This window comes from Trichocoleus desertorum ATA4-8-CV12, assembly GCA_019358975.1.
Classification (GTDB): Bacteria; Cyanobacteriota; Cyanobacteriia; order FACHB-46; family FACHB-46; genus Trichocoleus; species Trichocoleus desertorum_A.
This window is the reverse complement of record JAHHIL010000007.1, coordinates 24,403-38,196: the sequence shown is the minus strand read 5'-3', so window position 1 is coordinate 38,196 and position 13,794 is coordinate 24,403. Positions and strand designations below refer to the sequence as shown.

Below are 13,794 nucleotides of genomic sequence, written 5' to 3'. Positions count from 1 at the left end.
TGAGGGGAACTCCAAATTTGCATCTATTGGCTTTTGCTTCGGATGAGTCTTCACGATTGCGCAGCTTGGCCGACAGAACGACCTCGAATCACAGCTTTAATCCGGGCTAAAAGTTCGCGCGTATTAAACGGTTTCGTCACATAGTCATCAGCCCCCGCTTCCAAGCCCCAGACTTTATCAATGTCTTGGTCTTTGGCTGTCAACATCACAATGGGGACGTTGGAAAAAGCTCGAATCCGCCAACAGAGTTCCATGCCACTAATTCCAGGCAGCATCAGATCTAGGATGATCACGTCTGGAACTTGCTTGTGAAACAACTTCAAAGCGGTCTGTCCATCGCCTGCGGTGGTAACCTGATAGCCTTCACGGACTAAGGCATAGGAGAGACTAGCTCGTAGAGCTTCTTCATCATCTACTAATAGAACATGCGCCATCTCAAATTTCCCTTCTCTACAACGCCCCTCTCTGAGCGATCGCCCTCCAGTCATTGCACCCAAGCGAACATCTCAGGTGGGAGGCACCCTCTCCGAAACCTGCGATCGCACTCATAATTAAGAGACTGATATCAGTTTATTAACTGACGTAACAGTTTCTCAAGCAGCACGTTTATACCGTAGATTAACTTTTTGCTAATACCAAATCATTCTTTCCTGAGGCAGATCCTTGATTGCAGCTTTGATGCAGATAAGATTAATCGCTTAAACCTGTACAACGCCTTGGTAGTCACACTAAGGTAGTGCTGTAAGACTAGTGAATGAATGCATTTCAACCACTGGCTTTGAAAACAAAGTAGGTAGATGTCAACGGTTTACACCACAGAAGATTTGCTCAGGATTTTGGCGCAAGAGTATCGCGCTTGTCTCAATGGGCAGCGTCTCAACTTGGCTGCTACAGGTGTGGAAGCGAATCCGGTCGTTGCCCCTTTCCTCAATACAGAAGCAATCCAAAAATTTAGCGCCTATCGCGATTTCCGAGCCGCTGTGCACCGCTATCAAATCGAGCAGCAGGTCTCTGGAATTGTCTGGCGACAACTGAGCGTCCAAGATCAAACCGTAGAATTTCCAGAAGTGGCTGAGCAGTTGGTGGCCCTTCCGAGTGATGTGGTAGTTCTCAGGCAAGCCAAGTCCACTATCCTCAGTTTTTGGTCTGAAGTCACCGTGGGGATGGATTTTTATTTAGTCACCAATCAGGGCAAAGAGAGCGATCGCGTGACTGCCGCTGAGATGTCACCCATTGCCCAGCAATCCGCTTGGGTGGGTCTTAGCAAGCATGAGCGAGTAGACTTCTTGCAGGTCATCTTGCAACTCGGATCAGATCGACGGCCAGCGACTTCTTATCCTCAAGGCTGGCTAGAACTGGGTAGCGATTTTATCTGTGCCGTCAATCCGGGTCAAAATCCAATTTTCTAATTTTCCAACCTACAGCCAAGCCACTGTTCAGTCAGACTCTGTTCAGTGAGGAAAAATAGTCGCGATCGCCACAAAAAAGCTAAGTTTTAGCTAGCGACGGAAGCCCCGCGTTGTACCCGCTAGGGTCAGCGTCGGGATAAGGAGTCCGGCGATAAGAAGCTTCACCCCGAACGATGCCACAGGCGGGTGGAGTAGGTGAGCGACGAATCGTCAATCCATCGAGTAAACGAAGGCTTGAGATGCTTTCATGGTAAGGGTTTTGAGGTATAATACAGATGGTTTAACAACCCACCTGACCGCATCGAACAGACAGGCAAACTTCAAAGTAGAGGTTCGACTCTTGCCGCAGACAGATCAGTAGTTCAGGGAAGCTGTTTTCTCCAGCTGGTCGCCATTGCGTAAATCCAAGAGAAATCAAAGCAAAAGTTATCAACCTGCGGAAGGTGGGTTGCTGCCTGGGTGATAGGCAACTATCGCGGGAGTCAGTGGAATGTGCTGTTAATACAGGCATGACCAAAACCTCCAGAAGCTGCGTCAGACCAATACTTTGCTTGCAAGGTGGAGGCAGCGGCTATTGAAACAGGAAGCCCGTGCTGTATTGCTTACAATCAGCGTCGGGTACTTCACTGGATGCTAGCAATGCATTGTTATCGCGATCGCCAGTCAAATTTTGATGAACAAGAAACCACTGCTAAATGTTTTGAGCAACCTCAACCTAGCCAATTCCAAAAACAAGCTTTCCCGCTGCCTGCCGCTGCTAGGGGTGAGCGTGGTACTCCTGGGTAGTTGCACACCAGCAAGTAGGTTTTTATCATCCCCACAACGCTCAGAACCACGCTCAGAACAAGGATTAGGGAGTGCTAGCAATGTAACTTCTAGCCGTCCGCTCACGCCTACTGCCGAAGATACCAACTTTGTGGTGGAGGTGGTGGAGCGGGTAGAACCTGCGGTCGTACAAATCGACACTGCCCAACGAGTCAGAAGCCAAGTCCCAAATGCACTCAACGATCCGTTTCTGCAAGAGTTTTTCGGTGGACAGCCAGCGGTACCCAGAGAACGGGTGATTCGCGGATCGGGTTCTGGTTTTGTCATCAGCGCCGACGGCCAAATCCTGACTAACGCCCATGTGGTCAACAAAGCCGATGTTGTGACCGTCTCTTTTCCGGGCGGCGAGAGTTTTGAAGGTAAGGTGTTAGGCGCTGACCCAGTCACAGATATTGCAGTGGTAAAAATCCCTGCAACCAATCTCCCGACCGTTGAGTTAGGCAGTTCTAAAAATGTGCGACCTGGACAGTGGGCGATCGCGATCGGCAATCCTTTAGGCTTACAAGAAACTGTGACCTTAGGAGTGGTTAGCGCCACCGATCGCTCTGCGAGTGATATTGGTGTCTCAGACAAGCGCATTGGCTTCATCCAAACTGATGCTGCGATTAATCCGGGCAATTCGGGCGGGCCATTACTCAATGCTCGCGGGCAAGTCATTGGCATCAACACCGCGATTATTGGGGGTGCTCAAGGCATTGGCTTTGCCATTCCCATTGATACGGCTCAACAGATCGCGCAAACTCTAATTACTCAAGGCAGAGTTTTGCATCCTTACCTCGGTGTGCAATTGGCAGCATTGACTCCAGAAGTGCGAGAAAAACTTGAGAGCCGCAACATCCAAATTCCGGCGCAGCAGGGAATCTTAATTTTGCAAGTAGTGCCAAATTCCCCAGCCGATAAAGCAGGGATTCAGCCAGGAGATGTGCTCCAGCAAATCAACAACCAGCCCATCACCAAACCGGAGGAAGTCCAAAGCTTAGTAGAGCAAAGCGGCGTCGGTCAGCCCTTACCCATCCAACTCCAAAGGGGCGATCGCTCTTTACAAGTCTCTGTGGTGCCAGAACCCTTACCTGCACCCACCGAGTAATGAAAAAAGATTGAGATTGATGAAGAAATCTATCTTTCCTGAGCAAATTCATGAGTCAGTCAGCGGTTATTTCGATTCAGCATCTCAATCATTACTTTGGTGAAGGCTCTCTCCGAAAACAGGTTTTATTTGACATCAATTTAGAAATTCAGCCTGGAGAGATTGTGTTGATGACGGGACCTTCTGGTTCTGGAAAAACCAGCTTGCTCACTTTGATTGGCGGATTGCGATCGCCTCAACAAGGTAGCTTGCAAGTGCTAGGGCAAGAACTCTCTGGAGCCAGCAACCATCAAGCGGTGCAGGTGCGCCGGAGCATTGGCTATATTTTTCAAGCGCACAATTTACTAAAGTCCCTCACCGCCCAACAAAACGTGCAGATGGCGCTACAGTTGCAGCCAGGACTTTCTGAAGCCGATATGCAATCTAAAGCAGAATACATGTTGACTGCGGTGGGCTTGGGAAAGCATCTCAACTACTATCCAGCTCAACTTTCTGGAGGTCAAAAACAACGGGTCGCGATCGCCCGCGCTTTAGCCCACCATCCCAAATTGGTGCTCGCCGATGAACCCACTACTGCCCTCGACAGCAAATCGGGTCGGGATGTCGTAAATTTAATGCAGCGACTGGCCAAAGAACAGGGATGCACGATTTTGATGGTCACACACGACAACCGAATTCTAGATATTGCCGATCGCGTGGTTCATATGGAAGATGGTTACTTGGTTCAAGAGAGCAACGCTCAGCCTATCCCCATATCTGCATAAACAATCTCTGCGTAACCAATCTCTGCGTAACCAATGTCTGTTTAGCAGTGTTGAAAACTTTGCGATCGCCCCTGCTCAGCTCTACACCCAGCAGGAGCGATCGCAAACAAATCGGCTCAGCTTAACCCGAAAGATTAGCCTTTAGTTCTACGGACGTGATCGAGAATTTGTTGCCTACGTTGGTCAGAATTGGGAGAGGTAGACTGGCTAAATTTCCCGGTGCTACGAGCGAGGTGCTCCATAATCCGTTTCTTGCGATCGTCTGCACTACTGGCCATAAAAAGGGGGTGAACGCTGCGGTTTCTTAAAGGTTTGCCTCTTTATTGTTAAGGCTTTTTAACATTTGTGCCAGCAGCTTGTTATTTTTGCCGCACTTATTTGTCGTACGTAGACGAGTACATCAACCTTCTTTAAAGTAGCCTTTAGCTCCTCACCCCTCACTCCTCACTCCTCACTCCTCTCCTCTCTCCACCTCCAATCAATACATCACACTAGCCCCACCAAAGTGAGTACTAAAAGCCACATTCAAATTTTCTAATGCCTTTACCAACCAATCCACGCCGTTTGTAGTGTGTCTCTGGTAATGCTGGAATAGGATGGCAAACAACTTTTCGAGATAGGACTTAGACCCCCCACAGAACAGCACAATTTTCAACAGCAACCCAATTGTGGAAGTGACTCCTAGGTTGCTCATGAGATCCACTAAAACAAAGTGCTGAACTCGCTCAGAGTTACTAACCACCAAAAAATTCAACAGTCTCCGGCAAGTGCTGACAATCAGCGAATGATTCAGCGCCGCAGCATCTTGATCTAGCAGGATGTTTTGCAACTGCGCATATAGTTGGTCATTAAAGTAGCGTTTGCCATAACGAGGATCGATCGCCGCAGTTAGATACTCATAAAAATCATCTTTAAATTGGTGATAGGAATGAGCCGTCCGACTATAGGTCGTAAACTGCTGAGCCGCGTTCCGATAAGTACCCCCAGCAAATTGCTTCAGGGCTGCATCTAGCTCTAAGTTGCTGAGTAAGGTGGGATTTGAAGCTGGAACGACAGAAATACCATCAGCATTGTTGAATTTACCAATGCCTTGAGACTGGCGAATTTGCCCAATAATATACTTGGACAGATCCAAGTCAAACTGCCCTTGCCGCTGAGTTCTCAGTTGCCGAATCACTTGCTGTTGCTCTCCGGTACTGCTACTCGTCAGCAAGCAGTGATCATACAGATAGGGATAACGATGAATGAGGTCTTTGAGGGGAGCGTCACCTACATGAGTATTTGGCTCTGGGGGTCGCTGCATCACCCGCGCTAGCAGTTGCAAGGCTGCATAGAGATCGGTCTGAACAAACCCTTGAACTAACTCTTGCAATCGCTTGGCAATTCGACAGTAAACTTGCTTCGAAGGAATATCGAAGAGAGCGATCAATTCTGCGATCGCCGTTTGAGTGCGGGGTTGCCACTGCCAACGATTAATGCAGATATAGCAACAGCGGTTCAGAATAAAGGGGAAGTTTTCGGCAACTTCAGAGGTGGCTAACTGCTCTACTACTTTTTGAATGTCGGCATCCGGATATCCCCGACCATGAAGAAACAAGCACCGAAAGCGCTCGATCAACTGCTGGGGGTTTTCCACTTCGACACACTGTAGCAAGTGGTTGTAGAGCTTTTGCTCTTGGGAGCTAATGAGGCGGTTCACTTAGGCTAGCACCTCTAATGTCTAGGTAGAAAATAGAACGACACTGAGCTGAGACAAGCTTTTTAAAGTAGATCAGCCAAGCTGACGAGATGAGCCAGATCTTAAAGTAAATATCAAAAGAAATGGTTCGGCGAGGGACAGTTTCTAGATCGTCTACTTAGGAGACCTAAGCAGGGATCTTTGAGGTTGTATATCTAACCCAGCCTAGACAGCCCATCTCAGACAGAGAAACTGGAGGAGATAAAGTCAGTGTAGGCTTTGAGCCTGCTCTTAGGCACCCTCCACTAGACGCACTTCAGAAACAAATAGTTTCGCCTTGGCTGACACACGCCAGCAAAGATCCTGGCTGAATGAGACGCTACCTAACAAAGGCGATCGCAATGCTCACAGAATTTCTCAAGTAGGCCAGCTAGTGGGTGAGGTGGCGGGTGCCACGGCGTTGCCATTCTACAGCCAAAAGAGCGGTCGCGCCTTCACTATCTAGCGGCTTGGAAAACAGATAGCCCTGAGCATACTCACAGTTCAAGGCTTGCAATTTAGCGTGTTGGGCTGCGGTTTCTACCCCTTCCGCAATTACATCCATCCCTAACGTATGTCCCAACATGGTAATAGTTTGGACGATAGTGGCATCTTCACTGGTATCGCCCATTCGACTCACAAAAGAGCGGTCTACCTTTAAAGTGTCTACGGGAAACCGATGTAAATAGCTCAGCGATGAGTAGCCCGTACCAAAATCATCAATGCTCAGCCGCAAATTCAAAGCTCGAAGTTGCAATAAAAGTCTGATGGTGGATTCCACATCTTTCATCGCGACGGTTTCAGTAATTTCTAATTTGACGCTGTGCCCATCCAGACCGTTGATGTGCAAAATATCTTCGATCCGCGTCGCTAAATCGGGTTGAGCAAACTGGTGCCCTGACAAGTTGATGCTGACCATCAGAGGGGGATCGAAGGGGAACTGATCTTGCCAACGGCGTAACTGCTGACAAGCCTCTTGCAAAATCCACTGGCCTAAGGGAACGATCAAACCAGTTTCTTCGGCGATCGGGATAAAGTCAGCAGGAGCAACCAAGCCTTCTTGTGGATGTCGCCAACGCACTAACGCCTCAAAGCCTACAATTTTGCCCGTAGATAAAGACACGATGGGTTGATAGTGCAGCTGAAATTCTTGTTGCTCTAGACCCCGCCGTAGATCTGATTCAATCTGAAATCGTTGCACGACTTGCAAGTGCATCTCCGAAGAAAATACTTCGTAGCAAGCCTTGCCCAAATCCTTAGCGCGGTAGAGAGCGGTGTGAGCATCGCGTAGCAGTTCTTCGGGTTGATAGTTGTATTCGGCTTGGCTCAAGGCAATCCCAATGCTAATGCTAGCAAAGACGGGTTGCCCATTCAGCCGAAATGGTGGGGTCATTACCTGCTGGATCTGATCAGCGATCGCGGTTGCCTCGTTGACATCCCGCAGCGATCGCAGCAAGACCACAAACTCATCCCCTCCCACCCGTGCCAAGAGATCGCGCGATCGCAGGCAACTTTTGAGCCGTTGAACTGCATTAACCAGCAGGCGATCGCCCATGTGGTGCCCCATGCTGTCGTTCACGACCTTAAAGCGATCTAAATCCAGAAACAGAACTGCTAAAGAGGCTCCGGATTTGGCACCAAACATTTCGTGCTGGGTTTGGCTGCGTTGCAAGTCTCGTTGCAATTGCTTTAGGAACAAGCTTCGGTTAGGCAAGCCTGTCAAAGTATCGTAACGGCTAGCATAAAGAGCTTGATAAGCTACGATTGCCCCACCTGTGATCACCAAAGCCAGAGCTGGAGTCATGAAAGGCACCCAACCTGCTTGGGCCACAATCAAGGTGCAAATCCCAAAGCCGCTTCCTACTGCGATCGCACTCACCAAACCAAACGTCATGGGGTGCCGCAATCGCCTCGCTAAAATGCCGCCGACAATGGCCCAGCTCCCGATCCACAAAGTTTCTCCCCAGTGGGGCCAAAACCAAAACAGCGATCGCTCGCCTGAGGCCGCATCCAAAATTTGGCTCACGACCTGCGCATGAACCACTACCCCTGGCATTTGGCGTTCTCCGATCGCTGTTTGGCTATAGGGGGTATAAACCAAATCTTTGATACTGTTGGCTGTCGTACCGATTAGAACAACTTTGTGCTTGACCCAATTAGGGTCTAGTTGCTGCTGGAGAACTTGTTGTAAGCTAACTTGCCGAGCTGGATGCTTGAACGAACGATAGCGCAGTAAAAACTGATAGCCACGATCATCAATCGTTTGATAAGCCCCAGAGTCAGATTGTAATTGCGAAAAAACTGCTTTCCCTAACTGATACTCTCCCGCCTCGGTTAAACGTTCGACCGGATCAGCGCAAGTGGTTGTAGGTGACGCAACCGATGGCGGTGGCTGGGTTGGGGGTTGAGTGAGCCCACAACTCTGCTTAAGACTGTGCTTAAGATGGGCAACAGCAAGTTGCAATGACAGCGAGGTAAAAGGCATACCCTCACTGGAGGCAAACATCAAACTACGACGCACCACACCATCAGGATCGGTGACCAAATCATTAAAGCCAATTTGGTCTTCTGGCAGGGTAGCGGGCGGTAAGATGCGCTCACTAGGGTGGTTACCCAAGTAAGTGATGCCAAACACGTTCGGCTCTTGAAACTGCGTTGCCAGAGCTTGCTCACCGGGCACAGTCGGAATATCACGAAAAATATCTAACCCGATGGCGCTGGGTTGGTGTTGTTGGAGATTGGCTAAAGCTTGAGCAATGACTTGATCCGAAATAGGCCACTGACGGCGATCGCGAATGTCGGCTTCAGTGATCGCAACCACCAACAGTCGGGGATCAGGACCTCGGTCTGGCTGCAATCGCACCATTTGATCAAAGGCAAGCAGTTCCGCAGGCTGCATCCAACCCAACTGCTTCACCCCAGACAAGCCCCCCGTTACCAGGAAGCCAGCGATCGCGATCGCTGGCAATCCAGAAGGTAGCTGCGATCGGATCAGGGTGCTAGTTTGGCCTACCTGTTGCCGCCAGCTTGATTTCAACCCGTTACTGATCCCTGTTTGCTTAAAAGCTTTCCACATAGCAAAGGTTTGAAAGCGAATTTAATGAACTGATCCGAATCAGCGCTGACCGTTGCCAAGTAACTACTCAAGCTATTTGCGCTCTTTGCTCGCAGCCTGCTCGAATCTAACTCACCCGAAACCGCTAGGCTATGCGTAGTTTCAACAGTTTGGCTGGGCCAGTGAAACCACTACCAGCGTTGGCTCAAAAGAGTTAGCATTCATACCTTAGACTATTTAATCTACAGAGAAACCATCAAAATTGACAGTTTTCGAGTCTTAATTGTCTCCTAGCTCAGAAATCTGTGATTTCCTATACTCGATGAACCATTAGCCCTGATCAATGACGCTGATACTGTATCTATGATTCAGTTAAGTTGAATCCCAACCAAAGCAAGGTTCTGGCGTGTCCTAGACACGTATCCTAAGACGCTGAAAAAGTATGCTCCACCCGATTCTGCTGCCCACACTCCCGCTAGCTCATACCGCCAAGCCGCTTCCAAGGGCGATCGCGCTGACTCTTCCGGGTCAAGCCCTGGCAATCGCAGTGTCACTCCTGAATCCTGCCAGCACGCTAGCCAGCCCTACCACCCCAGAAATCTTTGCGCCTAAGCCTACAACAAGCTCAACTGCCCTAACTAGTACCCAGAACACACATGAAAGCAGACAGCTGTTGGCACAGGTTATTATTCCCGCAGGGGATGGGGTCGGCACCACGGTCACACCCAGCGGCGATCGCTACGACATTATGGGAGGCCAGCGATCGGGAGACGGCAGCAATCTCTTTCATAGCTTTAGTCAGTTTGGACTTAGCCAAGGGCAAATTGCCAATTTCCTAGCAACTCCTGACATTCAGAATATTTTGGCGCGAGTCGTTGGCGGTGAAGCTTCTTGGATTCAAGGCTTAATCCAGGTCAGCGGCAGCAATGTCAACTTGTACCTACTCAACCCAGCGGGAATTATCTTTGGGACTAACGCTAGCCTCAATTTACCTGCTGCTTTTACGGCAACCACTGCCAATGCCGTAGGTTTTGGTGACCAATGGTTCAATGCTGCTGGCAGTAACAACTATGCAGCCCTGGGTGGCAACCCGACCCGTTTGGCCTTTACCATGACGCAACCGGGGGCGATCGCAAACAGTGGCAATTTAGCAGTTGGTTCAGGCCAGCATCTGAGCTTGATTGGGGGCACAGTCGTTAATACCGGAAATCTAACGGCACCAGCAGGCGAGATCACGGTGGCTGCCATACCAGGACAGAGTTCGGTACAACTGAGTCAGATTGGCAGCTTACTAAGCCTGCAAGTCCAACCACCCAACCCCGACAACTCGACTGCTTGGACGTTGCCAATTCCCGCTTTGCCAGCATTGCTCACGGGTGGCGACAGTAGCAATGCCACCAATATTGCTGTTAACGCTCAGGGGCAGGTGATGCTGAGCGGCTCTGGGATGGGTCTGGATCTCCATCCAGGAACCGCTTTGGTGGCTGGGAAGCTAGACGTTTCTGGTGCGGTAGGCGGCACAGTCAGAGTGTTGGGCGATCGCATCGGGGTAGTCGGTGCAACGCTAGAAGCATCGGGTGCGACGCAAGGCGGCAATATTCTAGTAGGGGGCAATTATCAAGGTCAAGGCCCCTTACCTAATGCTTCGCGCACTGACATCAGTTCCGGTGCAGTCCTCAATGCCAACGCCAACCAAAGCGGTGACGGGGGCCAAGTGGTGGTTTGGGCGGATGACACAACAGGATTCTCCGGCAAAATCAATGCCCGGGGTGCGGCTGCGGGTCAAGGGGGATCGGCGGAAGTATCAGGTAAGCAAACTCTGCTGTTTCGCGGGGAAGTTGATCTAAGTGCGCCTCAGGGTAAGACAGGCATACTCCTGCTCGATCCGGTCAATATTACCGTGGTAGCGGGGGCGGGTGGCCCGGACGACCTCCAGTTAGCCGACGGGCAAATTTTGGCAGGAGATGGCGGCACCAGTTCCTTCACCATTTCCGAAGCCGCCTTGGAGAGCTTGGCAGGAAATACCAGTGTGGTCTTGCAAGCTAGCAATGATATTTTGATCAACCCGCTCTCGGACACCAATCTGAGCTTTGCGATCGGCGTGGGTTCGATTACATTTACCGCTGATGCAGATGGCGTGGGCGGTGGCTCTTTTGCCATGCCAGCCACTAATACCATTCGGACGAGTGGGCGATCGCTAACGATCTCCGGGGCTGACCTTAACCTGGGCAATATTGACACTAGCAGCACCACAACGGGCGGAGCGGTTAACCTATCGGCTCTCAACACCCTGACTGTGGGAGCAATCAACACTTCTGCCAGTGGGTTAACGACACCCCTCGGCGGCTCAGTCAATCTCACTGCCATCAGTGACATTCGCTTCAACAGCATTGACAGCCGAGGCATCAACTTGGGAACCGGAGCGGGCACAGGTGGAGATGTGGCGATCGCAACGACTAGAGGCACGGTGAGTGGGCTGGCCGTGCTGCCCAATGGAGCCACCATCAATGCCTCTGGGTCCAGTGACAATGCTTCGGTGTCAATCCAAACCGCAGGTGGTCCTGATAATCTCCCGTTCACTGTCAACTCAGGCGCGCCGCTCAATGGCCTTACCGGGACGATCAGCGGGGGGACTGCCCCATTAGCGACAGGTACTTTCCCCATCTTGGCGGCAGGCGGCTTAGCCAGTGGCACACCCAGTGGGATCAGCATCAGTTCAGTTAACACCGCGCCTGCTCTAGGATCTGCTCCTACCTTGCCTAGCACCGCATTTGAAACCCCGATTACCTTCACCTATGCCGACTTAGCGCCGACCTTGGCTGATGTTGACCTAGACAATATGACGCTGGTAATCAGCTCTGTTCCGGCTGGAACGTTGACGGTGAATGGAGCGCCTGTCGTACCGGGAACGACCCAGCTAACTCCTGGTGATGCCTTGGTTTACACCCCTGCTGTGGGTGCAACCGGGCCTGCTACTGCCTTTACCCTGGCAGCTGGTGATGCTGTGTCGCTCTCCACTCCTACGGCGATCGCGATTACCATTGGCAGTCCTCCACCTCTCCCCCCTCCGCCACCGCCTGAACCCCCTGCATCTCCCCCAGCACCTCCTCCTCTTCCTCCTACACTGCCACCTCTGCCGCCACCGCCTGACCCCCCTGCGCCACCAGTACCACCCTCCCCTCTTCCTCCACCAACCCCTACTCCCGCTTTTCAGCCCGCCCTAGCCGCTCCTCTAGAAGGCCCACCCCGACGGTTGTCTATGGAATTGGCTAGTTTACCTTGCAACTCGCTGGATTTGGATCTTTATGGCTTGGAGGAGCGGGTGAGTCAAGAATTCGAGACTTATCTCGGCAAACCTAGGCGCGGTCCCAACTACAACTTGACGGATATTTGTGAGCACTTGGACTTAGTAGAGCGAGCTACCGGGGTTAAACCCGCCATCCTATATGCCACGTTCGTGCCAGCGGCATTGCTACCAGGTCAGGCTTTAGCGGCTAGCCCCAGCCAGCCTGAACCCCGCGATGATGACCAATTAGAAATAATTCTGATTACGGCGAAGGACAACCCGATTCGCCAACGGATTCCGGGCGCATCCAGAAAAACTGTGTTGCAGATGGCACAGCAGTTTCGTGATGACCTGACGGACCCTGCCAACCGCGACACCACAAGTTACTTGCCAGCGGCACAGCAGTTTTATCAATGGCTCGTTGCCCCCCTAGAAGCGGAGCTAAAAGCTAGAAAAGTTGAAAATATTGCCTTCATCATGGATACAGGACTGCGATCGCTCCCCATTGCAGCGCTGCATAGTGGACAGCAGTTCTTGGTAGAGAAGTACAGCTTGGGGATCATGCCCAGCTTGAGCTTGACGGAAACGCTTTACCAAGGTCTGAAGAAGTCAGAAGTGCTGGCGATGGGAGCTTCTGAGTTTCGGGATCAACAACCATTACCAGCGGTACCTGTGGAGTTGTCGGCCATCCAAGCAGGTTGGGCTGGGCAGACTTTCTTAAATGAAGCCTTTACCCTCAGAAATTTGGAGGCACAGCGGCAACAACAGCCGTTTGAAATCATCCACCTAGCAACTCACGCAGAATTTAAATCAGGTAGCCCTGACAACTCCTATATTCAGCTCTGGGACAAGAAGCTACGCCTCACTGATTTACCGGATTTGGGTTGGAATAACCCACCCGTTCAGTTGTTGGTGCTGAGTTCTTGTCGTACCGCTTTGGGCGATCGCGAAGCAGAGTTGGGGTTTGCGGGGGTCGCGTACCAGGCGGGAGTAAAATCGGTGCTAGCCAGCTTGTGGGCGGTAGATGACGAAGGCACATTGGCGCTGATGAGCAAGTTTTATCAACAACTGAAAACTGCTCCCATCAAGACAGAAGCGTTACGGCAAGCCCAATTAGCCATGATTCGTGGCCAAGTGCAGGTAGACCAGGGTAAGCTGAGAAGTCCTAATGAAAGTATGCCGCTGCCACCCGAATTGGCGGAAATAGGAACTAAGGATTTGGCCCATCCTTACTATTGGTCCGCTTTCACGATGATTGGTAGCCCTTGGTAAGATAATTTGGCTAGCCCGACGAAGGAGCTACTTTGACTGATTTTTTGATTGATGCAATTAATTTAGTTTGAGGAAAATTAATAATTAGTCCCGAATTTTTTGATTTAAGGCTAGACCTGAGTCTTTGATTCCGCTAGATTTTTTAATGTCCGGTGTGTCTCTGTTGAAAAAGTCCTTAACCCTGAGCTGATGATCCGTCTTGATCGCTAGATTGCGGTGTAATTCTCAATCTAATGACTTCTTGAGTAATACAGCCGCCCTTATTTTCGGGTGCTAGCCTACAGAATTAACCAATGACTTAGGACACGTTGCAAAGACTGGAGTTTTAACTCGGTCTCTCTCGGTAAGCAACGTGGATCGAGATCTAAACGTATCCTGA

Annotated in this window: 8 protein-coding genes; 4 read left to right on the top strand and 4 right to left on the bottom strand. The window is 50.7% G+C overall.

The features are described 5' to 3' along the window. Positions 1-50: 50 nt before the first annotated feature. The gene (locus tag KME12_08635; protein MBW4487842.1) at positions 51-434 is read right to left on the bottom strand and encodes a response regulator; all 384 of its coding nucleotides are present in this window, start codon (positions 432-434) and stop codon (positions 51-53) included. 363 nt (positions 435-797) lie between these two features. Here KME12_08635 and KME12_08630 point away from each other — a divergent pair, with 363 nt between their 5' ends. The 3 genes from KME12_08630 to KME12_08620 all read left to right on the top strand — a co-directional run bounded on the left by KME12_08630 (position 798) and on the right by KME12_08620 (position 4,085). Next, the gene (locus KME12_08630) at positions 798-1,409 is read left to right on the top strand and encodes a hypothetical protein (protein ID MBW4487841.1); all 612 of its coding nucleotides are present in this window, start codon (positions 798-800) and stop codon (positions 1,407-1,409) included. 673 nt (positions 1,410-2,082) lie between these two features. Further along, on the top strand, positions 2,083-3,321 hold the full coding sequence (locus tag KME12_08625) for a trypsin-like peptidase domain-containing protein (GenBank protein MBW4487840.1): 1,239 nt from the start codon (positions 2,083-2,085) through the stop codon (positions 3,319-3,321). 50 nt (positions 3,322-3,371) lie between these two features. Continuing rightward, positions 3,372-4,085 carry a DevA family ABC transporter ATP-binding protein gene (locus tag KME12_08620; GenBank protein MBW4487839.1) on the top strand — a complete coding sequence of 238 codons (714 nt, stop codon included), beginning with the start codon at positions 3,372-3,374 and terminating at the stop codon, positions 4,083-4,085. Positions 4,086-4,219: 134 nt separating this feature from the next. Here KME12_08620 and KME12_08615 read toward each other — a convergent pair whose 3' ends face one another. The 3 genes from KME12_08615 to KME12_08605 all read right to left on the bottom strand — a co-directional run bounded on the left by KME12_08615 (position 4,220) and on the right by KME12_08605 (position 8,878). Continuing rightward, positions 4,220-4,363 carry a hypothetical protein gene (locus tag KME12_08615; protein ID MBW4487838.1) on the bottom strand — a complete coding sequence of 48 codons (144 nt, stop codon included), beginning with the start codon at positions 4,361-4,363 and terminating at the stop codon, positions 4,220-4,222. A gap of 200 nt (positions 4,364-4,563) precedes the next feature. Beyond that, entirely contained in the window at positions 4,564-5,784 is a 1,221-nt protein-coding gene (locus KME12_08610; protein ID MBW4487837.1) for a hypothetical protein, read from the bottom strand. Positions 5,785-6,193: 409 nt separating this feature from the next. After that, complete coding sequence (locus KME12_08605; GenBank protein MBW4487836.1) at positions 6,194-8,878, bottom strand: EAL domain-containing protein; 2,685 nt, start codon at positions 8,876-8,878, stop codon at positions 6,194-6,196. Positions 8,879-9,299: 421 nt separating this feature from the next. Between KME12_08605 and KME12_08600 the strand changes: the two genes are divergently transcribed. Continuing rightward, positions 9,300-13,415, top strand: coding sequence for a CHAT domain-containing protein (locus KME12_08600; GenBank protein ID MBW4487835.1), 4,116 nt, complete (start codon positions 9,300-9,302; stop codon positions 13,413-13,415). Positions 13,416-13,794 lie beyond the last annotated feature (379 nt).